The organism is Bradyrhizobium sp. 2TAF36, assembly GCF_052114925.1.
GTDB classification, from domain to species: Bacteria; Pseudomonadota; Alphaproteobacteria; order Rhizobiales; family Xanthobacteraceae; genus Bradyrhizobium; species Bradyrhizobium barranii.
Window position 1 is genome coordinate 1 of the sequence record NZ_JBFRFR010000032.1, and the last position, 25,756, is coordinate 25,756.

The following is a 25,756-nucleotide window of genomic DNA, read 5'->3' on the forward strand; positions in this document are numbered from 1 at the left end:
GCTGCAGCCGCCCAGAACCTCCGGAAACTAGCCAAGCTGATCCCAGCGCCGCAGCCAAAACCGACCTAAGAGGCGGTCGGTTCGCGCTGCGAATTGCGGCCGTCTTGCTCGAAGACCGACTTCTTCAACGGAATCGGTCAAAAGCCGACACCGCGCCAATGCCCCAGCACGCCAGCTTGGGGTCACAAGCCGAAATCTGCATCGAGCAACGCCACGTCTGCGAAGGGCCAAGAGCGGCCGTCGCACGCCAGCCCATGAATAAGAGAGGTCGCCTCGCGAACGACCTCTCCTTCGTGTCCGGCAATGTATCTTATTTGCGATCAGCTTTTTTGAACGGCGGCCGCGGCTTTGCGTATCACGTCGATAACCACATTTGGCTGGGAGAGCATCGGCACGTGGCTGCTCGCCACTTCGGTGACCGTCGCTCCCATGCGCTTCGACACCCAGCGTTGCAGATCCGGATGCACGGTATGGTCTTGCGTGGCCAGAATGTACCAGCTCGGCTTCGACCGCCACGCGATCTTGTCGGCGCTGAGCTTCTGTTGCTGGAACAGATTGTAGACGGGCGCATATTGGGTGGCCCAAACCAGCTTCTGGTCTTCCGCGGAGAGGTCTCCTGCGAAGAACTCGGTGCCGCTCGGAAGCATCCAGGCACGCCCATCGGCGACCTCGACGCGTGAGAAGATATCCGACGGATACTTGTCGAGCCGGTCCTGTACGGTCTCGCCGGCATCCGGAGCGACCGCTGCAATGTAGACGAGACCGACCACGCGTTCATCGGTGCCCGAGCCCGTGATGGTGGCGCCGCCATACGAATGGCCGACGAGAAGGACCGGGCTGCCAACACGATTGAGTGTGCGCCTCACCGTCGCCAGGTCCTCCTCAAAGGAGTCCAGGCCATATTGAACGGCGATCACTTCGTACCCGTCGGCCTGCAATGCTGGAATGACTTTGCTGAAACAGGAGCCATCGGCCCAAATGCCGTGACAGAAAACGATCGTTGGCTTGATTTGCGCAGACATACTGCTTTTCCTTTTTTGCACGAGCTTCAGCGATGAAGGGCATTGGAAGACCAACTCGGTTGTCGGGGCCTCCATTGCGAAAGTCAGACTATTCGTTCATAAATGGCCGATTAGCCGTCTTTCGTTCGGTTCTTTCGCGATCCAAAGTCCTGAATGACAACGATTCTAGAAAGAACGGCCGGTCTGCTGGCCTTCGTGCGGACGGTTGACGCGGGTTCTTTCGCCGGCGCCGCGCGATCGATCGGCGCCAGCCCCTCGGCGGTATCGAAAAGCGTTTCGCGCCTCGAACAACGCCTCGGCGTGCGCTTGCTGCAGCGCTCAACGCGCACACTCAGCCCAACGTCCGAAGGCGCCGCTTACTACGAGCACGTCGCTCCCCATCTGCGCGCGATAGAGGAAGCCGACGACGTCGTGCAGGTTCCGGGAAACGTCCGTGGCGTGCTTCGGGTCACTGTGCCGAGTACATTTGGACGCCCGTTGATTTCCGCATGGGCGGGCTCGTTCCTGGAGCGCTATCCGGACATCAAGCTTGATCTCAGCGTCACGGACCGCCGTGTCGATCTCATCCGCGAGGGTTTCGACCTCGCTGTCAGAATTGGCGAATTGGAAGACACAAACCTGATCGGCCGCTCGTTAGGTGTCCTGCAATATGTTCTGGGCGCATCGCCGGAATACCTTCAGCGACGAGGAATCCCGCAGTCGATCGACGATCTCACTCAGCATGCCTGCCTTCGCCATCTGCTTGGTGGCCGGCCGCAAGCATTTACTTTTGCGGACGGCACACGGGTCATCCCCAATGGCCCCTTCGATAGCGACGATGCCCAGTCGTTGATTGAGGCGGTCATAAAAGGCGTTGGCATCACGCAGTTCATGCGCATCGCTATCGAGGACGAGCTTGCCGCCGGACGATTGAATGTCGTGCTGCCGGGCATACCGATGTTCACCACACCGGTCTACGTCCTGCACGCATTCGGACGACAACTCCCCCTGCGAGCCCGCCTGTTCATCGATTTTCTTGTCGACGCCTTGGGCGTGTCGCGCAATTTGTCACTCTGAACTTTAGGAACTGGCCAGAAACGGGTCCGACGCGCGAGCAGGGATTTCCGCCTGATCCTCTCGGCCAGTGACATCTAAAGCGCGGGCAAGCCGGGCGGCGGCTTGCGCATGTCGGTCGCCTGCTCATAGGCGTAGGCCAGACGCAGCAGCTTGTGCTCGCTCCAGGCACGGCCTGCGAAGGTTACGCCGAGCGGATAGTCAGGCGTGTCCTTGTCGTCTGCTCCCGAAATGAAACCGCCCGGCACCATGACGCTGGGATAGCCCGCCTTCGCTGATATCACGCAGCCGGCGGCGCCGGGAAACAGCACCGCGTCGAGCTTGTACTGGTTCATGTAGGCGTCCATGCCGCGCGTCTTGGCGGAGAGCAGGTCCATGGCCCGCGCCGATTTGTACTCGCGCTCGCTGAGATCGCCTCTGGTCATGTTGGCGGCGAGGAACAGGTCCTGGCCGAACCGCAGCGCCGTCTCAGCGTTCGCCTCGTTGAAGGCCACGATGTCGGCCATGGTCTTCATCTCTGTGTTCGTCGCCCAATCGCTGAGGTAGAGATTGAGATCGTGCTTCAGCTCGTAGAGGAAGACGATCGGCGGCGTCGCCAGATTACCCTTGTTGCGACTCAGGGGATTGCGATTGAGCACGTTCATGCTCGTACCCGGCCCGCCGATCCAGCCAGATGTTGGCATGTTGGCACGCACGATGATGGCGCCCAGATCCTCCAGCACCTTGATCGCGTCGATCATCACCTTGGCCGACCTGGGCGGCAGCTTGCCGTAATAGCGATCGTTGAGCGGGTCGGTCGAGTCGCTCGGCACGCCGATGCGCGCGCCCTTCATCGCGTCGGTCGCGAGGTCGGCGGTGTAGTCGACCGGCCGCCGCTGCCGCTCGGTCGCGGGGTCGAGTGGGTCTTCGGCCGCGAACACGTTCAACAGCATCGCCGCGTCGCACACCGTGCGCGTCATCGGCCCTGCAGTGTCCTGGCTGTGCGCGATCGGCAGGATGCCGGCGCAACTGACCAGCCCAACGGTCGGCTTCACGGTGACGAGGCCGTTTTGGCTTGCGGGATACAGCAGCGAGCCCGACGTCTCGGTGCCGATCGAGGCCGAGCACAGGCCGGCCGCCACCGCGACCGCCGAACCCGCGCTTGATCCGCCTGGCTGCACGACCGGAATGCCGTGATCGCCCATCAGCGCCGGCGCGTAAGGGTTTTTCACTTGGCCGCCGAGCGACGAATAGCCCGAGGGCATGTCGGCCGCGAGAATGTTGGCGAACTCCGTCAGGTTCGCCTTGCCCAGGATCACCGCACCGGCCTTTCGCAGCAGCTTGACGATTGTCGCGTCTCTCCTGGCGCGCGCGCCCTCCAGTGCCAGCGAGCCCGCCGTCGTCGGCTGCTTGTCGCCGGTCGCGATGTTGTCCTTCACCAGGATCGGGATGCCCGCCAACGGCCGCTTGGCCGATGGTTTTGTGTCGTCGAGCTCGCCAGCGATCCCGAGCGCGTCGGGATTGATCGCGCGCACGGAGTTGAGCGCGGGCCCGTTGCGGTCATAAGCTTCGATGCGCGCGAGGTAAGCTTTGGTCAGCGCCGTGGCAGTGACCTGTCCGCTGGCCAGCGCATGAGCGATATCGCTCATCGGCGCATTGTCGAGCTTCAGAGTGATCGGTGCTTCAGCGCTGACGGCAGCCGCGGCGATGCCGGCATCGCGGCGGGATGGCTTCTTCATGGCGTGCCTCGCCTGACGGCGCGTCCCGAACCATGACGCCGCGATGATCGTATATTGCCGGTGTTTTGCCCGACGGGTCAACCGCATCGCATGGCTCAGCAAGCCATCGAGCGGACCGTGCAAGCCATTGAAATATCTAACCCCGGCTACTGTGCATGGGGTTGTTTTTCAGGTTTTTGTTTTGGGTTGCCCAAAAAGATTGACCTCTCCTCCGATGGGGAGAGGTCAACGTTGCAGCAGGTTCGACTTGATCGAACGGCCCCTACTCCCAGGACCAGGTCGAGAAATCGTTCTCGTATTGCGGGACGTCCTTCCAGACGCCCTTCAGCTTCTTGTTGGTGATGGTGATGAGCTGGGGCTGGTACAGGAAGCCGGCGACCGCGTCGGTGGCCAGCATGCGCTGGGCATCGCCGAGCAGCTTTGCGCGGCCGGCCTGGTCAGGCGTCGACACGATCTGCTTGTAGAGCGCGTTGAAGGCCTCGTTGTTGTAGCCGAGGTAGTAGTCCGGCTCGGTGATCTTGACGAGGTCGAACGGCTCGACATGGCTGACGATGGTGAGGTCGAAATTGTGCGGGCCGTTGCCGGCGAACACCTGCGACAGCCACTGCGCCCATTCGACATTCTCGATCTTGGCGATGATGCCGACCTTGGCGAGCTGGGCCGCGAGGATCTCGCCGCCCTGCCGCGCATAGGACGGCGGCGGCAGCTTCAGCGACAGTTCGAGCGGCGTGGTGACGCCGGCTTCCGCCAGCAGCTTCTTGGCCTTCTCGGGATCGTAGGGGTTGATGCCGGTGGTGTCGACGAAGCCGAGCGCGCCGGGCACGTAGAAGCTGCCGATCGGCGTGCCGAAACCATCAGCCGCGCCGTCGACCATCGCCTTGCGGTCGATCGCGGCGAGGATGGCACGGCGCACGCGGACGTCGTCGAGCGGCTTCTTGCGCTCGTTGATGCCGACGATGGTCTTGGCACGGGAGCCGCCGACCATGACGTTGAAGCGCGGATCGGCCTTGAACTGTCCGATGGCGCGCGCTGCCGCAACGCGCGGGAACGCATCGACGTCGCCAGAGAGCAGCGCCGCGGTCTGCGCGGCCGGGTCGGAGATGAAGCGGATCGTCACCTTCGACAGCTTGATCGCGGCGGCGTTGCGATAGTCGGCCCATTTGGTCAGGGTGATCGAGGAGCCCTTGGCCCAGGCCCCGAGCTGATAGGGCCCGGTCCCGACCGGCTGCGTGCCGTTGGTGGCTGCACTCTTCGGCTCGACGATCGAACCGCTCGCCTGTCCGAGCAGGAACGGCAGGTTCGGCTCGGAATACTTCACCGTGATCACGACGGTGTCGGCGTCGGGCGCGTCGACCTTCTCGAAAGCCTGGAACAGGCTCTTGTCCTTGTTGGTGCTGGTCGCGATCGCGTTGCGCTCGAACGAGAACTTCACCGCCGCGGAATCGAACGGCTCGCCGTTCTGGAATTTGACGCCCTTGCGCAGCTTGAACGTGTAGGTCTTCAGGTCGGGCGAGGCGGTCCAGCTCTCCGCCAGCAAGGGCGAGACGGAGCCGTCCTCGTTGATCTTGGTCAGCGTCTCATAGATGTTGTAGAGCGTTACTTCGGCGATCGCGGCCGCGGCGGCGATGGTGGGATCGAGCCCTGGCGGCTCTAGCGCCATCGCCATGACGACGCTGTCCTTCTTGCCCTGCGCCAGCACCGGCAGCGGTGCTGCGACAAGCGCGGCGGCAAATGCGACGATCGATAATTTCCTGAACATGCGTAACTCCCCGGCCTTCTCTTGTCTCAGCCTACGCCAATTCCATGGGGGACACTAACCTTCCATGACCGCGTGCGGCAATGCCATCACGGCCTCCGCCTTGTGGCAGGCGGCGAGATGGGCTTCGCCGACCTTGCGTAGCAAGGGCGGAACCTCGCGGCAATGCTGGTCGGCGAGCGGACAGCGCGCGACATAGGGGCATCCGGCAGCAGTCACCGATTGCGAGGCGATCGCCTGGGCCCCGCGCCGCCGTCGGCCGCCGCCGGCGCGCGCCCGCGGCACGGCATCCAATAGCGCCCGCGTATAGGGATGGGCACAGCGCTCGAACAGGTCCTCCGGCCTGCCCTGCTCGACGATCCGGCCGAGATACATCACCGCGACCTCGTCGCAGAGATAGTCGACCACGGCGAGGTCGTGGCTGATCAGGATGTAGCTCAGGCCGAACTGCTCCTGGAGGTCCTGCATCAAATTGAGCACCTGCGCCTGCACGGAGACGTCGAGCGCGGAAACCGGCTCGTCGGCGACGATGAGCTTCGGCTGGGTGATCAGCGCGCGCGCGATCGCGATGCGCTGGCGCTGTCCGCCGGAAAATTCGTGCGGATATTTGTCCATGTCGGCATCGCGCAGGCCGACCTGCCGCAGCACCGCAGAGACGCGGGCGCGAAAAGTGGTGCGGTCGGCATCTTCCAGCACGGTGAGCGGCTCGGCGACGATGCGCGCGATGGTCTGGCGCGGATCGAGCGATCCGTAAGGATCCTGGAACACCATCTGGAAATCGCGGCGCGCGCGGCGCAGCTCGTCGGGCGAGATGCGGTTGAGATCGCGCCCGAGCAGCGCGACCTGCCCCGACATCGGCCGCTCCAGCGCCATCACCACCCGCGCGAAGGTCGACTTGCCCGAACCAGACTCGCCGACGACGCCGAGGCTCTTGCTGGCATCGACCCGCACGCTGACGCCGTTGAGCGCGCGCACCTGGCCCGGCGGGCGGAACAGGCTTTCGCGCGGCAGCGTGTAACGCTGCTCAAGATTCTTGACGTCGAGAAGCGGCGCTGCGGTCATGCGGGCAGCGCTCCGACATTCGCGGCCATGGAGACATCGGTGCGCACACAGCGCACGCCGTGACCGGGACCGACTTCGATCATCGGCGGCAGCGCCACGCGGCACTTGTCCTCGACCAGCGGACAGCGGTCGCCGAACGTGCAGCCGGCAGGCAATTCCGCAAGTTCGGGCACCGTCCCCGAGATCGTCGTCAGCCGCGTCCCCTTGCGCGCGCCGAGCTTCGGCCGGGCGCGGAACAGGCCCTGCGTGTAGGGATGGCCCATCCGGCGGAACACCTCGTCGGTCGGCCCGCTCTCGACGACCGTGCCGCCATACATCACCATCATGCGTTGCACGTTCTCGGCGATAACGCCGAGATCGTGCGAGATCAGGATCATCGACATGCCGCGCTCCTCGACGAGATCGGCGATGAGGTCGAGGATCTGGCCCTGGATAGTGACGTCGAGCGCCGTGGTCGGCTCATCCGCGATCAGGAGGTCGGGCTCACAGGCCAGCGCCATGGCGATGGTGACGCGCTGGCGCTGACCGCCGGAGAACTGGTGCGGATAGGCGTCGATCCGCCTTGCGGGGTCGGGCAATCCGACGCGGTCGAGCAAGGCGATCGCTTCACGCCGCGCCTGCGCCGCCGAATATTTCTTGTGACGCCGCAGCGGCTCGGCAACCTGATGGCCGATCGTGTGCATCGGGTTGAGCGCGGTCATCGGCTCCTGGAAGATCATGCTGATACGGTTGCCGCGCAGCTTGCAATAATCCGCATCCGACAGACCGGCGAGCTCGCTGCCGTCAAGCCTGATGCTGCCGGTCACGACAGCACTGTCTGGCAAGAGGCCCATCAGCGACAGCGCCGTCACCGACTTGCCGCAGCCGGATTCGCCGACGAGACCCAGCGTCTCGCCGCGCTTGAGGGTGAAGCTGACGCCGCGCACGGCCTGCGCGGGTCCGCGGCTGGTGTTGAGGCGAACGCCGAGATTGGCGACCTCGATCAGCGGCAGGGTTGAGCGCTCCCCCATCGTCATCGCTCCCGCGCCAGTCGCGGATCGAGCAGATCGCGCAGTCCGTCGCCGAGCAGATTGAGCCCGAGCACCGCGATGGCGATCGCCGCGCCCGGATAGACCGCAAGCATCGGCGACTGGAACAGCAGCGTCTGTGCGTCGTTCAGCATCCGTCCCCAGGACGGCTGCGGCGGCTGCGTGCCGAGACCGAGATAGGACAGCGCGGCTTCGGCAAGGATGGCGAGCGCGAACTGGATCGTGACCTGCACGATCAGGATCGACAGGATGTTGGGCAGCACATGCTCGATGGTGATGCGGAATTTGCCCTTGCCCGACGCGCGCGCGGCCAACACGAATTCGCGCGCCCAGATCGCGTTGGCCGAGCCGCGCGTCAGCCGGGTCAGCGTCGGGATCTGGAAGATGCCGATCGCGATGATCGAGGTCACCATGCCCGGCCCGACGACCGCGGCTAGCATGATTGCGGAGAGCACCGCCGGAAAGGCGAAGGTGAAATCGGAGAAGCGCATGATGATCTCTTCGGTCCAGCCGCGCTTGGCCGACGCGACCAGGCCGAGGCAGACGCCGAAGGTGAGACCGATGCTCACGGCGATGATGCCGACCAGAATGGTCGAGCGCGCGCCTGCGAGCAGCAGCGAGACGATGTCGCGGCCGAAGGAATCGGTGCCGAGCCAGTGCGCCGCCGACGGCGGCCGGAGCTTCGAGGCGATGTCGATCTCATAGGGCGACCACGGCGTCCACACCAGCGACAGCAGCGCCGAGGCGAGCACCAGCAGGCTCAGCGCTCCGCCGAGCACAAAGCTGCGGTGACGCAGCGCGCGGGTCCAGAAGGTGCGGGCCGGCAGCGGACGCGTTGCGACCGGGGCGTCAACCGAAGTGGCCAGGGGCGCGCTCACAAATCGTGGACCTTGATGCGGGGATCGATGAAGGCGTAGAGCACATCGACCACGAAATTCACGATGACGACCATGGCCGCAAGCAGCATCACGCAATTACGCACCACGATCAGGTCGCGGTTGGCGATCGACTGGAAGATCAGGCGGCCGAGGCCCGGCAGGTAGAACACGTTCTCGATCACGATGGTGCCGGCGAGCAGATTGGCGAATTGCAGCCCCATCACCGTCATCACGGGGATCATGGCGTTGCGCAGCACGTGGCTCCACAGCACCTCGCGCTTGCCGAGACCCTTCGCGCGCGCCGTGCGGACGAAATCTTCGCGCAGCACTTCGAGCACGGCCGAGCGCGTGACGCGCGCGAGGATCGCGGCCTGCACCACGGCGAGCGAGATCGCCGGCAGCAGCAGCGACTTGATGCCGAGCCAGATGCCATCCTCCCAGCCGGGAAAGCCGCCCGCCGAGAGCCATTGCAGCCGCACCGAGAACAGCAGGACCAGCAGGATCGCGAACCAGAAATTCGGCAGCGCGATGCCCACTTGCGTCAACGACATTACGCCGACGTCGCCGAGCTTGTTGTGGTTGGCCGCGGTGTAGATGCCGGCCGAGAGCGCCAGCGTCACCGTGATCAGCATCGACATGATCGCGAGCGGAACGGTCAGCACCAGCCGCTCCGCGATCAGGCTCGCGACCGGCGTGCCATAGACATAGCTGTTGCCGAGATCGCCGACGAGGAGGCCCTTGATCCATTGCAGATAGCGAACCGCCAGCGGCTGGTCGAGCCCGAGCTTGACGGTGAGCGCACGCACCGCGTCGGCCGAGGCATCGGCGCCCATCAGCATCTGCGCCGCGTTGCCCGGAAGAGCGTCCAGCACCAGGAAAATGATCACGGATGCGCCGACCAGCGTCGCCAGCAAGGTAAACAGACGTCGAAGAAAGAATACGCTCATGCGCGCTCGGCTTCAGGGCTCATCCGCCGCACGATCAACATGTCCGGGCGCCGGAGGCAAGTCCTTTGCGGCATGTACCTCACCTCAGCCGGGCCGGCGGGACAGAAGATCGTGCGAGGCCTCGAACAGCGCGCTCACCCGCAGCAATTCGGCATCGGCACGGAAGCGCCCGACGAGTTGGAGCCCGATCGGCAGGCCGTCGCCGCCGAAGCCGCTGGGAAGACTGATCGCGGGGTGTCCGGTCATGTTGAACGGCATGGTCCAGGGGAACCAGTGCGGCCGGACGCTGTCGAAGTGCTTGCCGTCGATCTCGATGGTGCCGAACAGGTCCTGGTCGATCGGCAGCGCGGTGCGGGTAAGGGTCGGCATCGCCAAAAGATGCCCGCGCGCAAGCAGGGATTGCACACGGCGGAACAGCGCGGTGCGCGCGAACATCGCCTCCTGATAGGCGATGCCGCTGACATTGGTCGCGAGCGCGACCTGCTTGACGAAGGCTTCGCTGAGGACGGCGCCGTGCTCGGCCACCAGCTTGGCGAAACGCGTGCGCCAGACGGTGTGGTTGATGGCGCGCCAGATCGGCTCGATGTCAAACCCCTCGCCGGAGAACTCCTCGAGCTCGGCACCGAGACCGGCCAGCCGGTCGAGGCTCGCCTTGAAGCTGGCCGCGACATCTGACGACACCGGGCGGCCGGGCGGCGACGCACAGAACAGGATCCTTTGCCCGCGCAGATCGCCGCGCGGCGCGGCGGTGCCGATGAAATCGGGCACGGGCACGCCGATCGACCAGGGATCGCAGGAATCCTCACCGGCCATCGCCTGCATCATCAGCGCGGTGTCGGCGACCGTGCGCGTGGTCGGCGTGACATAGGTCTGGTTGCCGAAGGCGTCGAGCGCCTGGCTGTGCGCGATCACGCCGTTGCTCTGCTTCAGCCCGACCACGCCATTGCAGGCTGCGGGAATTCGCGTCGATCCGCCGCCATCGGTCGCAATCGCAAGGGGCGCGATGCCGCTCGCCACCGCCACCGCAGCGCCGCCGCTGGAGCCGCCGGAGGAGCGCTCAGCGCTCCACGCGTTGCGGGTGCGGCCGAACAGCGGCGAGTCGGTCAGGCATTTGCTGCCGAATTCCGGCGTGGTCGTTTTGCCGATCAGAATCGCGCCTTCCGCGCGCAGCTTTGCGACTGCGACGGCGTCCTCGGTGGGCACATTGTCCTTGTAGGGAACGGCGCCAAAGGTGGTCCTCACACCCTTGGTGTTGACGATGTCCTTGACGGTGACCGGAAGCCCATGCAGCAGGCCGAGCGGCTCGCCGGCCATCGCCTTGCGCTCAGCCGCACGCGCCTGCGCCATCGCCTCGTCGCCGCAGAGCGTGATGAAACAGTTCAGCTCGGGCTGAAGCGCCTCGGCGCGCGCGAGCACGGCGCGGGTGACTTCGACAGGCGAAATCTTCTTCGTGGAAATGAGGCCGCGCAACTCGGTTGCGGACAGCAGGCAGGGATCGCCGTTCATCGTCAAATCATCGCTCCGAAGCCGGCCCTCGTTGGCCCAAGCATTGACAAGGCATTGACAGCGAGAATGACACTTCTGTTAACTCAGCGTCCAATACCATTTTGGTGGTCAACCCATACGTTTTCGGTATGCCAATGGATCTTCACCGGCTTCGCTACTTCGTCGCCGTGGCCGAGGCGCGCAGCGTCGGCAAGGCCGCCGAACGGCTGCGGATGGCGCAGCCGCCGCTGTCGGTCCAGATCCGCAAGTTAGAGGCCGAGGTTGGCGCGCCGCTGTTCCGCCGCGGCACGCGCGGCATGGACCTGACGGAAGCCGGCCAGGCCCTGCTGGTGCGCGCCGGCGAGGCGCTGGCGCTTGCGGCCGACGGGGTCGAAGCCGCGCGGGCGGTCGCGGCCGGCAGCCGCGGGCGGATTTCGGTCGGATACATGTTCGTGCTGGCGAACGCCATGCTGCCGCGCCTGATCCCCGAGCTGCGGCGATCCATTCCCGGCGTCGACCTCGACTTCGCCGAGCTCAGCGCCTCGACGCGCGAGGCGCGGCTGCTCGACCGCAGCGTCACCGTCGCGCTGTGCATGCCGGCGATCCACCATCCCGAGATCCAGGTGGCGCGGATTGGCGCACAACCGTTCATGCTGGCGATGCCGAAGCGCTCGCCGCTTGCGCGCCTGAGCGCGGTGCCGATGGCTCGACTCCAGGGCCGCCCGCTGATCGCGCTGCCGCCGCCGGAGCAAGACCCCGCCTCCTCCGCGGTCGCAGCCTTGCTGCGGCGGCATCAGATCGTGATGCCGATCGCGAGCCGGGTGGAGACGGTGCATTCGGCGATGAGCCTCGTTCTCGCCGGCRAGGGGCTTGCGATCCTGCCGGCCTGCGCGAAGCTTGGCGCGCCGCAGGGCATCGTGTTCAGGCCGCTGCGGGATGCCGCCGACTCCATCGATATCGCCGTGTGCTGGCGGCGGGATTCGCAGAGCCCGCTGATCCGCACCTTCCTCAAATGCGCCGAGAAGGTCGTGGCACGGCTGTGATGCGGACCCGGGCTAGACATTCCAGGTGACTTCATGGCTCCACGGCGGATCGGCGCCCGGGCGGGTACAGGTCAGGCCGGCGCAATTGGCGGCAAAGGACAGCGCGCGGCGAAGCTCGTCCGCGCCGATGTCTTTCAGCTGCTGCCGGCTGATGCGGCCCTGCTTGTGCAGGGCGAACAGGAGCGCAGCCTGAAAACTGTCGCCGGCGCCGATGGTGTCGGCGATCTCGACCTTCGGCGCCTGAACTTCGACCTGCCCTGCGCTCGCGTGCCAGGCAATGGCCCCGTTGTTGCCGCGGGTGATGACGACGAGGCTCGTGCCCTGCCCCAGCAACGCGTTCGCGCGTTGCTGATATTGCTCCTCGCCGAAGAGATACGCGAAATCGACATCCGACATCTTGATGAGATCGGCTTGGCCTGCGAACTCGGCCATGCGCGCGAGATAGGCCGGCTTGTTCTTGACCAGATTGGGGCGGCAGTTCGGATCGAAGGAGATCGTCGACGACGCGCGCGCGTCCGCGATCAGGGCTTTCGTCTCGGCGGCGCCCTGGTCGTTCACCAGCGTGGTCGAGCCGACATGAACGGCCTCGATATTCGCGAACGGAATCGCGCCGCGCCGGTAGGTCCAGTTCCGTGTCGCGGTTTCGGCATCGTAGAAGGCGTAGTGCGACTCGCCCGCGACGATGCGCACGAAGGCGAGCGTCGTCTGGCGGTCGCTGCGGGTGGCAAGCCCCAGCTCGACGTTCGACGCGGTGGCGTGGTCGACGATCATGCGCCCGAACATATCGGTCGAGACGCCGCCGACAAATCCTGTCGGCGCGCCCAGCCGCGCCATGCCGATCGCGACGTTGAGGCAGGAGCCGCCGACCGCAGGCATCACCGCCTCTCGCCCCTCGGTGTTTCGCGTCGGGACGAAATCGATCAGCGCATCGCCGCAGGCAATCAACATCCGTTTCAACCTCCGGCACCCTCGCGCATCGCTTCACGGCTGCTGCGATCGACCTCGCGCAGCAGCTTGTAGACCTCGCGCTTGCGGGCATGAAACGCGGCCATGCCGAGCGCGGTCGGTTCGCTCTTCCGTCCCAGCGCCGACATCTTCGCCATGGTCTCGCCGATCGAGGCATAGGCACCGCCGGCCACCGCGCCGAGCATCGCGGCGCCCAGCAGCACGGGTTCTTTCGTTTGCGGCAGCGCGACGGTGAGCCCGGTGGTATCCGCCATGATCTGCCGCACCAGCGGACTGCGGCTCGCGCCGCCGCCCATGATCATGATGCTGGAATGGACGCCATGCGCGGCAAAGGCCTCGATCACCTCGGCGAGGCCATAAGCCAGACCGCAGAGGCCGGCGACGAACAGCCGCTCCATCGCACCAACGTCGCTGTCGAGATCGAGGCCCGCGATCACCGCGCGGGTGTCGGGGTCGGCGTAGGGAGAGCGGTTGCCGATGAATTCGGGAAGCACATGGACGTCGCGGGCGAGCAGCGCGGCGCGGCTGGCGTCACCGGCGCGCGCGATGATGCGCCGCTCGAGGTACTCGATGAGGTCGACACCCTCGTTGCGCGCCGCCGCGCCCGCCTCGGCATGGCCGGGATGCGACTTGAGGAGATGGTCGATCGCCGCACCCGCAGCCGACTGGCCGCCCTCGTTGAGCCAGAAGTCCGGCACCATGCCGGAATAATAAGGGCCCCATACGCCGGGCACGAAGCACGGCTCCTTCGTCGTCGCCATGATGCAGGCCGACGTCCCCATGATGTAGGCGAGACGGTCGCTGACATCGCTCGTTCCGCCCGATCCGTCGCGTCCGCCGATCGCGCCGATGCCGCCGGCATGGGCATCGATCAGCGAGGCGCCGACCGGCGTGCCCGGCGACAGGCCGAGCTCCGCAGCCGCAGCTCGGGTGAGGCCTTCGCCGAGCCGCGTGCCGGGCGCGACGATCTCGGTGCCGATGCGGGCGTATTTCTCGCTGACGAAATCGGAGAGGCCGATGCGCTTGAAGAACGGCGCGCTCCAGCCGCCGCCGTCGTGTGCGAGGTAGTTCCACTTGCAGGTGACCGTGCAGGTCGAGCGCTGCAGCGACCCGGTCGCGCGCCAGGTCAGATAATCTGCCAGATCGAAGAAATGACCGGCGGCATCGAAGCTCGCGCGCATGTGCCGCTTCAGCCACAGCAACTTCGGCATCTCCATCTCGGGCGAGATCGAACCGCCGACATAGCGCAGCACCGCGTCCCCGGTCTCGTTGATCAGCCGTGCCTCGGCCGTAGCGCGATGATCCATCCAGACGATGACATTGCGCTGGCGGTCGCCGGAGGCACTGACGGTGACCGGCTCGCCTTGCCGATCGAGGACGACCAGCGAACAGGTGGCGTCGAAACCGATGCCGCCGACGCTGTCGGGCGCGATGGCAGCTTCCGCCATCGCCGCTCGCACCGACTTGGCGCAGGCCTCCCAGATGTCGGACGACGATTGCTCGACGATGTCGCCGGCCTCGTGCCAGATCCGGATCGGATGCTTGGCGGTGGCAAGGAGGGTGCCCGCCTCGTCAAACACCCCTGCCCGCGTGCTCGTGGTCCCCACGTCGACGCCGATATACGCTCGCGGCATTGTCGCTCCCGGTCGCTCTCGTCAGTTTTGACGCAAGCCTACCAGCAAGTGTAGCCGCCATCCACCAGCACGATGCTGCCGGTCATCAGGCTCGCGGCCTCCGAGGCCAGGAACAGCACGACGGAGGCGATCTCCTCGACCTGCCCCATCCGCGCCATCGGGGTTCCGCCGATCCAGGCGTCATACATTTTCGGGGTGCTTTTCACGAAAGCATTGAGCGGCGTGTCGATATAGGTCGGCGCCACCGCGTTGACGCGGACGCCGCGCGCGCCCCATTCGGCGGCCAGCGACTTGGTCAAATGGTGCACGCCGGCCTTGGAGGCGTTGTAGAAGCACTGCTCCTGCGGCTTGTTGACGATGAAGCCCGACATCGAGCCGACATTGACGATGGCGCCGCTCTTGGCCTTCAGCATGTGCTTGCCGAATTCGCGGCAGCACCAGAAGGTGCCGTTGAGATTGACGTCGATGACGTTGAGCCAGTGCTCGTCGGTGACGGTCTCGGCCGGCGTCTCGCTGCGGGCGATGCCGGCATTGTTGACGAGGATGTCGACCTTGCCGTGGCGGGCGACGAGGTCGGCCGCGACCTCCGCCACGCGCTTCGTGTCGGTGACATCCATGATCGCCGTCTCGACGTCAAAACCCTTCGCCTTCAGGGTTGCCTTCGCGCTGTCAGCAACCTTGCTGTCGCGATCGCCGATGATGACCTTCGCGCCGGCCTCGGCCAGCGCTTCCGCGCAGGCAAGGCCAATGCCTTGCCCGCCGCCGGTGATGAACGCGGTCTTGCCGCTCAGCTTGAATTTTTCGAGGTACATGGTGGTCTTTCCGTTTCTTGCCGTCTCTTGCCGTTTCTTGTCAGCCCCGAAGCGCGTTGCCGCTCTCGTCGAAGCGATGGATGCGCGCGGGATCCGGCACCAGCGACACGTGGTCGCCGGCATGCAGGCTCAATTCACCGATGTAGCGCGCCGTCAGCATGCCGAGCGGTCCGGCATCGACATAAAGGAAGGTGTCGCTGCCTAGATGCTCGGCGACCGCGATCGTTCCCTGCCAGCCGCCGGCACCATCGCGCTCGATCTTGAGATGCTCCGGCCGCACGCCGATCGTCGCCGCCCCCTTCTGCAAGGCGTGCTCGCCAGTGACGAAGTTCATCTTCGGCGAGCCGATGAAGCCGGCGACGAAGAGATTGGCGGGCCGCTCATAGAGCTCCAGCGGCGAGCCATATTGCTCGATCTTGCCACCATTGAGCACGACGATCTTGTCGGCCATGGTCATGGCCTCGACCTGATCGTGGGTGACGTAGATCGCGGTGGTACCAAGCTGCTTCTGGAGCCGTGTGACTTCTATCCGCATCTGCACGCGCAAGGCCGCGTCCAAGTTGGACAGCGGCTCGTCGAACAGGAACGCCTTGGGCTCGCGAACGATGGCCCGTCCGATCGCGACGCGCTGGCGCTGGCCGCCGGAGAGCTCGCGCGGCTTGCGATCGAGATAGGGCGTGAGGTTCAGTGTCGCGGCCGCCGCCTCGACCTTGCGGTTGGTCTCGTCCTTGGAAAGCCCAGCCATCTTCAGGCCGAAGCCGATATTGCCGCGCACGCTCATGTGCGGATAGAGCGCGTAGGACTGGAACACCATCGACAGCCCGCGCTTGGCGGGCGGCGTGTCGACGACGTTCTTGCCGTCGATCAGGATCTTGCCGCCAGACACGTCCTCGAGCCCGGCGATCAGGCGCAGCAGCGTGGTCTTGCCGCAGCCGGACGGTCCCACGAACACCACGAAGGAGCCGTCCGCGATCTCGAGATCGGCGCCCTTGATGATGTGAACGGGGCCGAAGGATTTCTGTACGTCCTGAAGTGTGATCTGACCCATGATCCGCCAGCCCCTTTACTTCACCGCGCCGAAGGTGAGCCCGCGCACGAGCTGCTTCTGGCTGAACCAACCGAGGACGAGAATGGGCGCGATCGCCAGCGTCGAGGCCGCCGACAGCTTTGCCCAGAACAGCCCTTCCGGGCTCGAATAGGAGGCGATGAACGTGGTGAGCGGCGCGGCGTTCGAGGTCGTCAGGTTGAGCGTCCAGAACGCCTCGTTCCAGGCCAGGATCAGATTGAGCAGCATGGTCGACGCCAGCCCCGGGATCGCCATTGGCGTCAAGACGTAGATGAGCTCGCGGCCGATGGTGGCGCCGTCCATGCGCGCGGCTTCGAGGATGTCGCGCGGGATCTCCTTGAAATAGGTGAAGAGCATCCAGATCACGATCGGCAAATTTCCGAGGCACAGGATGAAGACGAGGCCGATGCGGGAATCGAGCAGGCCGAAGGTCTTGAAGATGAGATAGATCGGCACCAGCACACCGACCGGCGGCATCATCTTGGTCGAGAGCATCCAGAGCAGGATGTCCTTGGTGCGCTTGGTCGGTGCGAACGCCATCGACCAGGCCGCGGGGATTGCGATCAGCAGCGCGATCAAGGTCGAGCCGCCGGCGATGATGATCGAGTTCATCGCGTGGTGGAAATAATCGCTGCGCTCCTGCACGGTCGCGTAGTTTTCCGTGGTCCAGTGGAAGAACAGGAAGGACGGTGGAATGGCGAAGGCCTCTAACTCGGTCTTGAAGCTCGCCAGCACCATCCAGAGGATCGGGAAGAAGATCAGGAAGCCGAAGAACCACGCTCCGATCGTCGAGACCACCACCCGCTGCGTCGTCGCCATCCGCGCCATGTTTCAAGCCTCCAGATTGCGGCCGACGATGCGGACGAGGAAGAAAGCGACAACATTGGCGATCACGACCGCAACGAGGCCGCCTGCGGAGGCGCTGCCGACGTCGAACTGGATCAGCGCCTGCGAATAGATCAGGAAGGCGATGTTGGTGGTTTGCAGGCCCGGTCCGCCACCGGTGGTGACGAAGATCTCCGCGAACACCGTGAGCAGGAAGATAGTCTCGATCAGGATCACCACGGTGATGGGACGCGCCAGGTGCGGCAGCGTGATGTAGATGAAGGCGGAGACCGCGCTGGCGCCGTCCATCTCGGCGGCCTCCTTCTGCTCCTCGTCGAGCGATTGCAGTGCGGTCAGCAAAATGAGCGTCGCGAAGGGCAGCCATTGCCAGGCGACGATCAGGATCACCGCGAACAGCGGCGCGTCGGTGAACCAGTCGATCGGTGTCAATCCGACCAGCTTGGCGAGCCAGGCGAACAGGCCGGAGACCGGGTGCATCAACAGGTTCTTCCAGACCAGCGCGCTCACGGTCGGCATCACGAAGAACGGCGCGATCACCATCAGCCGCACGATGTTGCGGCCAATCACGGGCTGATCCATCAGCAGCGCCAGGGGGATGCCGAGCAGGATCGTCAGCGCCAGCACCGAGCCGACCAGCACCAGCGTGTTCTGGAGCGAGGCGAGGAAGGCGGGATCGGTGAGGAAGTAGCGGAAATTCTCCAGCCCGACGAACGCCTCGGAGCCGGGATCGAGCAGGCTGTAATGCAGGGTCGAGAAATAGATCGTCAGCGCCAGCGGAACGATCATCCAGATGAACAGCAGCCCGACCGCAGGCGTCAGGAGCGAGCGCGCAAGAAACTGCGTCTGCCGGGTTGCCATCCTTGGCGTCTCCGCTGGGAGGAAGAAGGCGGCCATCCATTCGGGGCTGGCTGGTGGATGGCCGCCAGTTTGAGCTCAGGAGGGAGAGCTCGGGTTCACTTGATGTAGCCGGCGCGCTTCATCTCGCGCTCGGTGGCGGACTGCGCCGCGGCAAGCGCGGCATCGACCGTCATCGATCCCGCGAGCGCGGCGGAGAATTGCTGGCCCACCTGCGTGCCGATGCCCTGGAATTCGGGGATCGCCGCGTATTGCACGCCGACGTAAGGCACCGGCTTCACGGTGGGCTTGTTCGGGTCGGCAGCATCAATCGAGGCCAGCGTCAGCTTCGCGAACGGCGCGACTTTCAGATAGTCCTCGTTCTGGTAGAGCGAGGTGCGCGTGCCCGGCGGCACGTTGGCCCAGCCGTCTTTCGACGCCACGAGCTTGGTGTAATCCTTGCTGGTGGCCCAGGCGATGAACTTTTCGGCGGCTTCCGTCTTCTTGGAGCCGGCGGGGATCGCGAGGCTCCAGGCCCACAGCCAGTTGGCGTTCTTGCCGAGCCCAGTGTTCGGCGCCAGCGCAAAGCCGACCTTGTCGGCGACCTTGGACTCCTTCGGATTGGTGACGAAGGACGCCGCCACTGTCGCGTCGATCCACATCGCGCACTTGCCGGCGTTGAACAGCGCCAGATTCTCGTTGAAGCCGTTCGAGCTCGCGCCGGGAGGGCCGGCCTCCTTCATCAGATTGACATAGGTCGTGAGCGTCGTCTTCCATTCCGGCGTGTTGAACTGCGGCTCCCACTTCTCGTCGAACCAGCGCGCGCCGTAGGAATTGGCCATGGCCGACAGGAACGCCATGTTCTCGCCCCACCCGGCCTTGCCGCGGAGACAGATGCCGTAGGTGCCGGCGCTCTTGTCGGTGAGCTTCTTGGCGGCGTCGATAACGAAATCCCAGGTCGGCTTTTCCGGCATCTTCAGGCCGGCCTTCTCGAACAGGTCGGTGCGATACATCACCATCGAGCTCTCGCCATAAAACGGCGCGGCGTAGAGCTTGCCGTCGACGGAGACCGCGTCCCTGATCTTCGGCAGCAGGTCGGCGATGTCGTAATCGGCGCCGAGATTGGCGAGCGGCACCAGCCAGCCCTTCTTGGCCCAGATCGGCACCTCATAGGTGCCGATGGTCAAAACGTCGAACTGGCCGCCCTTGGTGGCGATATCCGTGGTGACGCGCTGGCGCAGCACGTTCTCCTCCAGCGTCACCCATTTGACGGTGATGTCTGGATTTTTCTTGGTGAATTCGCTGGTCAGCCCCTGCATTCGGATCATGTCGCCATTGTTGACGGTGGCGATGGTCAGGGTCGTTTCGGCCATCACAGGGACGGCCAGCAACAGGCAAGACGCGCCGCAGACGGCGCCGAGGACGTGTTTCACGGTGACCTCCCTAGGATCGCGCTTCTGAGCATATGCCCACGCGTTGGGCGTATGTTCGGCCGAGGTACATCGCTTGTCAAGCAGGCGCGCGGGCGTTCCCGCAACTTATGAGTGCTGCGGTGCGGGAGGGCCGGAGCTTTTCCTCCGCCTTCGCTGTCATGCCCCGCGAAAGCGGGGCATCCAGTACGCCGTGTCGTGGGTTGGTTTTGCTCCGGATAGGCCGCGGCGTACTGGATCATCCGCATTCGCGGATGATGACATTGGCGCAAGTGGCTGTAGCGCCCGCCCTACCGCTCCAAAATCGCCCTTGCCGTCGCCTCGTCCGTGATCAGGCCGTTGATCAGGTGCCCGTTCAGCGCGGCCGAGATCGCCGGCACCTTGGCCGCACCGACCGCGGCGCCGATCGTCGTGGTCTTGGCCGGCACCTCCGGCGGAATGCTGGTGAGGCGCTTGTTGGTACCGGCCTTGAGCAGGCGGCCCTTGGAATCATATGCCCAGCCGGTGATTTCGCCGATCGCCCCCTGCCGCATCATCTCGAACAGTTCGTCGCGGGTGACGAAGCCGTCGATGTGGATTTGCGCTCTCTGGTCCATCTGGCCGATACCGACGAGGCGCAAGTCCGCCTTGGCCGCGACCGCCTTGACCTTCGCGATCGGCTCGATCCGCACCATCTTGTTGCGCTCGTCTTCCGACGACATCAGGAACGGCAGCGGCATCGGATAGTGCCGCGCACCGGTGCGGTCGGCGAGCCGGCCGACAGTGTCGTAGAAGCTCGCCGAACCGTCCGCGGAGATGTTGCCGACCAGCGAGACGATCTGGTGGTTGGGCCGGTCGATCGGCGTCACGCGCTCGACCGCGGCGCGCACCGCCCGCCCCGTGCCGAGCGCGACGATGACGGGCGTTTCCGACCGCAACGTCGAATCCAGCAGATTGGCGCAGCGTTCGGCGATGCCCGCCGTGGCCTGCGGCGCGGCAGGGTCAGCCGGCACCACCTCGCAATGGCTGAGGTCGAAGCGCGCCTTCAGGCGTGCCCCCAGTTCCATGCAGGCGGCGATGGGATGTTCGAGACGGAATGTGATGAGACGCTCGGCGAGGCACAGCGAGACCAGCCGCTGCGCGGAGGCCCGCGAGACCTGGAGCATCTTTGCGATCTCGTCCTGGGTGTGACCGGCAATGAAATAGAGCCAGCCGGCACGCGCGGCATCGTCGAGCCTGGACTTTTCGTTCTCGACGGCCATGGCGGCCTATGCCTCCCAGAATTCGCTCATGTGCGCGAAGACCCGATCGGCCCCGGCGCCGGACAATATAACCTGGCCGTCGCGCCCGCGATAATGGCTGCCGCCGACAAATCCCCAGACGGTCATGCCGGCAGCCTTCGCGGCCAGCACGCCACTGACGCTGTCCTCGATCACCAGTGCGCGCGCAGGGAGCGCGCCCATTTTCTCCGCCGCGTGGAGAAAGAGATCCGGCGCGGGCTTGCCGTGCGTGACCATCTGCGCCGTGTAGATCCGGTCGCCGAAATGGGGCGCGAGACCGGTCACCCTCAGCGACAGCGCGACGCGGTCGAGATCACTCGACGAGGCCACGCAACTCGGCACGCGCAGTCCGGACAGGACGGTATCCGCATCGGGAATCGGATGGAGCGCCTTCTCGAAGGCGGTCAGTACGCGCGACTTCAGCCGGACGGGAAAATCGGCCGGCATCGCCTGGCCGAGTTCGCGATAATGTTGCGTGACCGCGCTCGTGCTTCGTCCGAGGAACAGCTCGAGCGCCTGCGCGAGTGTCAGCGAAATCCCAAATCCGGACAGCTCGTCTACCAAGCACTGGCAGCTCAAGAGTTCGCTGTCGACGAGCACGCCGTCGCAGTCGAAGATGACGAGATCGGGCCTTTGCCGGCTTCGGTCCATCCGGCCATTCGATCATATACCCATGCTTTGAGCAATAGTTCACCCGGTGGAGGACATATGCGGATTCTCCGGGGTCAATGGGCGACCTGTCGATAGATCGCCGGCAACGCCGCAGGCAGTCGACGGATGTTGCCGACGATGGCGTAGCCGCTGCGGCCGAACAGCGTCGGGACGTAGGATTGCGCCGTCGCATCGACCGTCACGCCGAAGACCGCGATGCCGAGCCGCCGCGCCTCCTGCACGGATTTGCGGGTGTCCTCGACCGCGAAGCGGCCCTCATAATGATCGACGTCATTCGGCTTGCCGTCGGTGAGGACGAGCAGTAGCTTCTTGCGCTGCGGCTGGCGCGCCAGCTCGGCCGAGGCGTGACGTACCGCGGCACCGATCCGTGTGTAATAGCCCGGCTTCAGCGCGCCGATCCGGCGCTCGATCGCGCCACTCATCGGCTCGCCGAAGGCCTTGACCGTTTCGAGCCGCACCCAGGAACGCCGGCGCGAGGTGAAGGTGAGGATGCTGTGGTGATCGCCGCAGGCCGACAGGCCGTGCGCAAGCACCAGCAGCGCCTCCTTCTCGACGTCGAGCACCCGATAACCATCGACCCAGGCATCCGTCGAGAGCGAGACATCCACAAGCAGCGTGACGGCAAGATCGTCCCCTCGCGGTCGCATCGCCACATGGACGCGATCGAGACCGCCCCCGCCACTTCCGGCGCGGAGATCGCACCGCGCACGCACGAGCGCGTCAAGGTCGAGGTCGTGCCCATCGGCTTGGGCGCGCATCAATTCATGACGCGGCCGCAACACCTCGAAGCGGCGGCGCACCTGGCGGATGTGCCGACGCATGGCGTCATCGGGCATCCAGCCCTCACCCAGCTCGGAGGCCGCACCCGCGAGCACGCGGCAATGATCGGGCAGATAGGAGCCGCTGCGATAATCCCATTCGGGATAGCTCAGGTCCGCGTTCAATCGCGATACATCGAGGGCTTCCGGCGGCAGGTCGAGATCGAATTTGAGCCGGCTCGCCGGCTTGCCGCTACGGCGGCTGAGCGTGATCTCCTCGAGGTCGTCGGCTGCCTTCCGCGCGTCCTCGTCCTCACTGTCGTCAGCCGGGCGGTCGACATTGATCATCTCGGCCATCGCGAGAATCTTTTCAAAGCGATTGAGTACGAAAGGATCGCGGCGATTGGTACCGTCCTCGCGCTCGCGGACGGCGAAACGCTTGCGATCGTCTGATGGCGCTGGCGCAGCGGTCGACGCCCAATCGTCGTCGCCTTCATGTGCGGGCGACAGCTCGCGCGTCCAGCAATCGCCCCAGAGCGGGCATGGCAGGATCGAACGGTAACCCGGCGGCGCCTTGTCCGGCAGTGGCCCCGTCCCCATCATCGCCGGCCACAGCTTTCCCACCGGCGGCGTATCGGCGCCGAGCAGAGTAAGCACGATCTGCTCCATGTCCTGCTCGATGCGCGGCAATGGCCGGTGCGGCCGCGCCATGGCCGTGGCCGCGGCCAGCCGGGCGTAGTCCTCGGCAAGGCCGGGACATTCCGTCAGCACAAGCACCGCGACTTCGCTGGTCCGGCGCAGCGTCAGCAGATCGCGCCGCAGCGGATCGGCCTCCGCGATCACTTCGACCGGTGCAAAGGCAAACCACGCGGCCAGCCACCGGTACAGCGCAGCATTCAGCCCGCGATCGGCGAAGATCGCGATGTTGTCGGGCAGGAAGATCGTCGCGGCATCACGCCCGGGTTGCGCGAGCCGCTCGTCGCCAAGCCCGATGCGCTGCCGCCATCCGAGCCGATGCCCAGTCCGGCGGGCACTCGCGCTCGCGATCTGCACGCCCGTCTCCCCGCCAAGCGCGCGGAACATGATCGCGATCCGGCCGCGCACCTCCGCGAGCGATACCGCGTGTTCGGCATGGACCGGATAGCTCGCGGTGCCGCCGACCAGGCGATGCCAGGCGCGGCCGACGGTTTCTTCAAGCTCGAGGAAATCGAGCATCGCATCACCCTCAGGAGATCACGGCGCGTGCGACGTAGAGCAGCGCCGCCTTGACGTCTGCATCATCGGTGAGCGGTTCGATCATGCCGGCCAGCACCGCATCCGTAATTGAGGCTCCGGCCGCAATCAGGGTGGCGCAATAGACCACGAGACGGGTCGAAACGCCCTCCTCCAGGTCGTGCCCCTTCAGCGCGCGCAGCCGGCCGGCCAGCAGGACCAGCGGCCGCACATAGTCGGGCGCGAGCCCGCTCTCGGCCGCCACCACCGCGATCTCCTGCTCCGGCGGCAGGAAGCCGAACTCGATGGCAACGAAGCGCTGACGCGTCGACGGCTTCAACGCCTTCAGCAGCGTCTGGTAACCGGGATTGTAGGAGACCACCAGCATGAAGCTCTTCGGCGCGACCAGCTCCTCGCAGGTCCGCTCCAGCGGCAGGATACGGCGGTCGTCGGTGAGCGGATGCAGCACCACCGTGACGTCCTTGCGCGCCTCCACGACCTCGTCGAGATAGCAGATGCCGCCTTCCCGCACCGCCCGTGTCAGCGGACCGTCGGTCCATACGGTGTCGCCGCCCCTCAGCAGGTAGCGGCCGGTAAGATCGGCGGCGGTGAGATCGTCGTGGCAGGCGACGGTATGAAGCGGCAATCCCAGCCGCGCCGCCATGTGAGCGACGAAGCGCGTTTTGCCGCAGCCGGTCGGTCCCTTCAACAAGACCGGGAGCTGATGCCGCCAGGCGTGCTCGAACAGCGCGCATTCGTTGCCGCTCGGAACGTAAGCCGGGAGCACGAGCGCGGGTGCCGACAAGGCGTGAAGTGCTGCTGTCATGGTTTTTCTCCGGAAATCATTCGGGAAAGGCGGCCGCGACTTGCGCGGCCGCCTTGTGTTTATTCGGCCGGTTGCAGGGCGCCTGGGATAGTCGCCTGCTTCTCGCGGCCGGGCACCAGCACCGCCCAGACGAACATCAATGCTGAGATCGCGACGAACACGCCGGAGCCGAGCCGCACCCAGTAGAAGAAGGCAAGCTGGTCCTGCACGTCCATGTAACTCTGGCCAAGTACGCGCTGGAGATGGACCTGAATCACGCCGGCAAAGGTCAGCGCGAAGGTCATGGTCATCATCGCCGTGCACATGATCCAGAAGCTGGTCATGCTGAGCCACTGGTTATAGGGCGCACGTCCCTTGATTTGCGGGATCGCATAAGCCATCACCGACAGGTTCAGCATCACATAGGCGCCGAAGAAGGCGAGATGGCCATGTGCGGCGGTGACCTGCGTGCCGTGGGTGTAGTAGTTCACCGACGACAACGTGTGCAGGAAGCCCCAGACGCCGGCGCCGAGGAACGCCATCACCGAGCAGCCGACCGACCACAGCAGCGCGGCGCGGTTCGGATGCTTGCGGCCGGCCTTCCAGGTCATTTGCACCGTGAAGATCACCATGGTGAAGAAGGGTGCGACCTCGAGCGTGGAGAACAGCGAGCCGATCCACTGCCAGTAACCGGGCGCGCCGATCCAGTAGAAGTGGTGGCCGGTGCCGAGAATCCCTGAGAACAGCGCAAGGCCGATGATGACGTAGAGCCACTTCTCGACCACCTCGCGGTCGATGCCGTTGAGCTTGATCATCAGATAGGCGAGCACGGACGCCATGATCAGCTCCCAGACGCCCTCGACCCAGAGATGAACGACATACCACCAGTACATCTTGTCGACCGCGAGATTGGCGGGATTGTAGAAGGCGAACAGGAAGAAGATCGCGACGCCCCACAAACCGAACAGCAGGATGTTGGTGACCGTGGTCTTGCGCCCCTTCAGCGCCGTCATCGTCACGTTGAACAGGAACATCAGGCAGACGACCACGATGCCGACCTTGATTATGAAGGGCTGCTCGAGGAATTCGCGGCCCTCATGGTAATGGAAGAGATAGCCGACCACGGCCACCCCCGCCGCGCCAAAAAACATCCAGAACTGGATCTTTGCGAGCAGCGGGCTGTACAGCTCGGTCTCGGTTTCCTCCGGTAACAGGAAGTAGGTCGCGCCCATGAAGCCGATCAGCGACCACACGATCAGCGCGTTGGTGTGGATCATCCTTACGATGTTGAACGGCAGCAGCACCGACAGCGTGTTGGGCAGAACGTAGATGGTCCCGGCGAGGAGGCCGAACAGGACCTGCGCCAGGAACAGGGTCAGCGCGCCGTAGAAATACAGCATCGCGACTTTCTGGGTCTGATATTTCATTTCGGGTTCTCTCTGTCTTGAAAGAGGCAAGGCCTTGAAGGAG

Annotated in this window: 22 protein-coding genes; 2 read left to right on the forward strand and 20 right to left on the reverse strand. The window is 65.1% G+C overall.

What is annotated here, in order from left to right:
* Positions 1-320: 320 nt before the first annotated feature.
* The gene (locus AB4Z51_RS19410; protein WP_085399436.1) at positions 321-1,022 is read right to left on the reverse strand and encodes an alpha/beta fold hydrolase; all 702 of its coding nucleotides are present in this window, start codon (positions 1,020-1,022) and stop codon (positions 321-323) included.
* A gap of 153 nt (positions 1,023-1,175) precedes the next feature.
* Here AB4Z51_RS19410 and AB4Z51_RS19415 point away from each other — a divergent pair, with 153 nt between their 5' ends.
* On the forward strand, positions 1,176-2,078 hold the full coding sequence (locus AB4Z51_RS19415) for a LysR family transcriptional regulator (RefSeq protein WP_063984453.1): 903 nt from the start codon (positions 1,176-1,178) through the stop codon (positions 2,076-2,078).
* A gap of 74 nt (positions 2,079-2,152) precedes the next feature.
* Here AB4Z51_RS19415 and AB4Z51_RS19420 read toward each other — a convergent pair whose 3' ends face one another.
* The 7 genes from AB4Z51_RS19420 to AB4Z51_RS19450 all read right to left on the reverse strand — a co-directional run bounded on the left by AB4Z51_RS19420 (position 2,153) and on the right by AB4Z51_RS19450 (position 10,970).
* Positions 2,153-3,793, reverse strand: a complete 1,641-nt coding sequence (locus AB4Z51_RS19420) for an amidase family protein (protein WP_441497794.1) — start codon at positions 3,791-3,793, stop codon at positions 2,153-2,155.
* Between the two features lie 262 nt (positions 3,794-4,055).
* A complete protein-coding gene (locus AB4Z51_RS19425) occupies positions 4,056-5,552 on the reverse strand; it encodes an ABC transporter substrate-binding protein (RefSeq protein WP_441497795.1) in 1,497 nt (498 codons plus the stop codon).
* Positions 5,553-5,606: 54 nt separating this feature from the next.
* Positions 5,607-6,611, reverse strand: coding sequence for an ABC transporter ATP-binding protein (locus AB4Z51_RS19430; protein WP_085399434.1), 1,005 nt, complete (start codon positions 6,609-6,611; stop codon positions 5,607-5,609).
* Positions 6,608-7,621, reverse strand: a complete 1,014-nt coding sequence (locus tag AB4Z51_RS19435; RefSeq protein WP_167768070.1) for an ABC transporter ATP-binding protein — start codon at positions 7,619-7,621, stop codon at positions 6,608-6,610. Before AB4Z51_RS19435 ends, AB4Z51_RS19430 begins: the two co-directional genes overlap by 4 nt.
* Positions 7,622-7,623: 2 nt before the next feature.
* Complete coding sequence (locus tag AB4Z51_RS19440) at positions 7,624-8,517, reverse strand: ABC transporter permease (protein WP_085399432.1); 894 nt, start codon at positions 8,515-8,517, stop codon at positions 7,624-7,626.
* Complete coding sequence (locus AB4Z51_RS19445; protein ID WP_085399431.1) at positions 8,514-9,464, reverse strand: ABC transporter permease; 951 nt, start codon at positions 9,462-9,464, stop codon at positions 8,514-8,516. Before AB4Z51_RS19445 ends, AB4Z51_RS19440 begins: the two co-directional genes overlap by 4 nt.
* Positions 9,465-9,548: 84 nt before the next feature.
* Positions 9,549-10,970, reverse strand: a complete 1,422-nt coding sequence (locus tag AB4Z51_RS19450; RefSeq protein WP_085399430.1) for an amidase — start codon at positions 10,968-10,970, stop codon at positions 9,549-9,551.
* Between the two features lie 134 nt (positions 10,971-11,104).
* On the opposite strand from AB4Z51_RS19450, the gene AB4Z51_RS19455 reads away from it, so the two are divergent.
* Positions 11,105-11,992 (forward strand): LysR family transcriptional regulator, encoded by an 888-nt coding sequence (locus AB4Z51_RS19455; RefSeq protein WP_441497796.1) that lies wholly within the window; start codon positions 11,105-11,107, stop codon positions 11,990-11,992.
* Between the two features lie 12 nt (positions 11,993-12,004).
* Here AB4Z51_RS19455 and AB4Z51_RS19460 read toward each other — a convergent pair whose 3' ends face one another.
* The 12 genes from AB4Z51_RS19460 to AB4Z51_RS19515 all read right to left on the reverse strand — a co-directional run bounded on the left by AB4Z51_RS19460 (position 12,005) and on the right by AB4Z51_RS19515 (position 25,713).
* Complete coding sequence (locus AB4Z51_RS19460; RefSeq protein WP_085399429.1) at positions 12,005-12,940, reverse strand: carbohydrate kinase family protein; 936 nt, start codon at positions 12,938-12,940, stop codon at positions 12,005-12,007.
* Positions 12,941-12,945: 5 nt separating this feature from the next.
* Positions 12,946-14,592: an FGGY-family carbohydrate kinase gene (locus AB4Z51_RS19465; protein ID WP_135214994.1), complete on the reverse strand. Its 1,647-nt coding sequence runs from the start codon at positions 14,590-14,592 to the stop codon at positions 12,946-12,948.
* Positions 14,593-14,630: 38 nt separating this feature from the next.
* The gene (locus tag AB4Z51_RS19470) at positions 14,631-15,404 is read right to left on the reverse strand and encodes an SDR family NAD(P)-dependent oxidoreductase (protein WP_085399427.1); all 774 of its coding nucleotides are present in this window, start codon (positions 15,402-15,404) and stop codon (positions 14,631-14,633) included.
* 40 nt (positions 15,405-15,444) lie between these two features.
* Entirely contained in the window at positions 15,445-16,452 is a 1,008-nt protein-coding gene (locus tag AB4Z51_RS19475; protein ID WP_085399426.1) for an ABC transporter ATP-binding protein, read from the reverse strand.
* A gap of 15 nt (positions 16,453-16,467) precedes the next feature.
* Positions 16,468-17,298: a carbohydrate ABC transporter permease gene (locus tag AB4Z51_RS19480; protein ID WP_085399425.1), complete on the reverse strand. Its 831-nt coding sequence runs from the start codon at positions 17,296-17,298 to the stop codon at positions 16,468-16,470.
* Positions 17,299-17,301: 3 nt separating this feature from the next.
* Positions 17,302-18,174, reverse strand: coding sequence for a carbohydrate ABC transporter permease (locus AB4Z51_RS19485; protein WP_085399441.1), 873 nt, complete (start codon positions 18,172-18,174; stop codon positions 17,302-17,304).
* 95 nt (positions 18,175-18,269) lie between these two features.
* Positions 18,270-19,523, reverse strand: a complete 1,254-nt coding sequence (locus AB4Z51_RS19490) for an ABC transporter substrate-binding protein (protein ID WP_441254555.1) — start codon at positions 19,521-19,523, stop codon at positions 18,270-18,272.
* 347 nt (positions 19,524-19,870) lie between these two features.
* Complete coding sequence (locus AB4Z51_RS19495) at positions 19,871-20,821, reverse strand: sugar-binding transcriptional regulator (RefSeq protein WP_441497797.1); 951 nt, start codon at positions 20,819-20,821, stop codon at positions 19,871-19,873.
* 6 nt (positions 20,822-20,827) lie between these two features.
* Positions 20,828-21,490 carry an HAD family hydrolase gene (locus AB4Z51_RS19500; protein WP_085399422.1) on the reverse strand — a complete coding sequence of 221 codons (663 nt, stop codon included), beginning with the start codon at positions 21,488-21,490 and terminating at the stop codon, positions 20,828-20,830.
* 74 nt (positions 21,491-21,564) lie between these two features.
* Complete coding sequence (locus AB4Z51_RS19505; protein WP_354112457.1) at positions 21,565-23,484, reverse strand: nitric oxide reductase activation protein NorD; 1,920 nt, start codon at positions 23,482-23,484, stop codon at positions 21,565-21,567.
* A gap of 10 nt (positions 23,485-23,494) precedes the next feature.
* Positions 23,495-24,307 carry a CbbQ/NirQ/NorQ/GpvN family protein gene (locus tag AB4Z51_RS19510; protein WP_085399420.1) on the reverse strand — a complete coding sequence of 271 codons (813 nt, stop codon included), beginning with the start codon at positions 24,305-24,307 and terminating at the stop codon, positions 23,495-23,497.
* 59 nt (positions 24,308-24,366) lie between these two features.
* Positions 24,367-25,713 (reverse strand): cbb3-type cytochrome c oxidase subunit I, encoded by a 1,347-nt coding sequence (locus AB4Z51_RS19515; RefSeq protein ID WP_085399419.1) that lies wholly within the window; start codon positions 25,711-25,713, stop codon positions 24,367-24,369.
* Positions 25,714-25,756 lie beyond the last annotated feature (43 nt).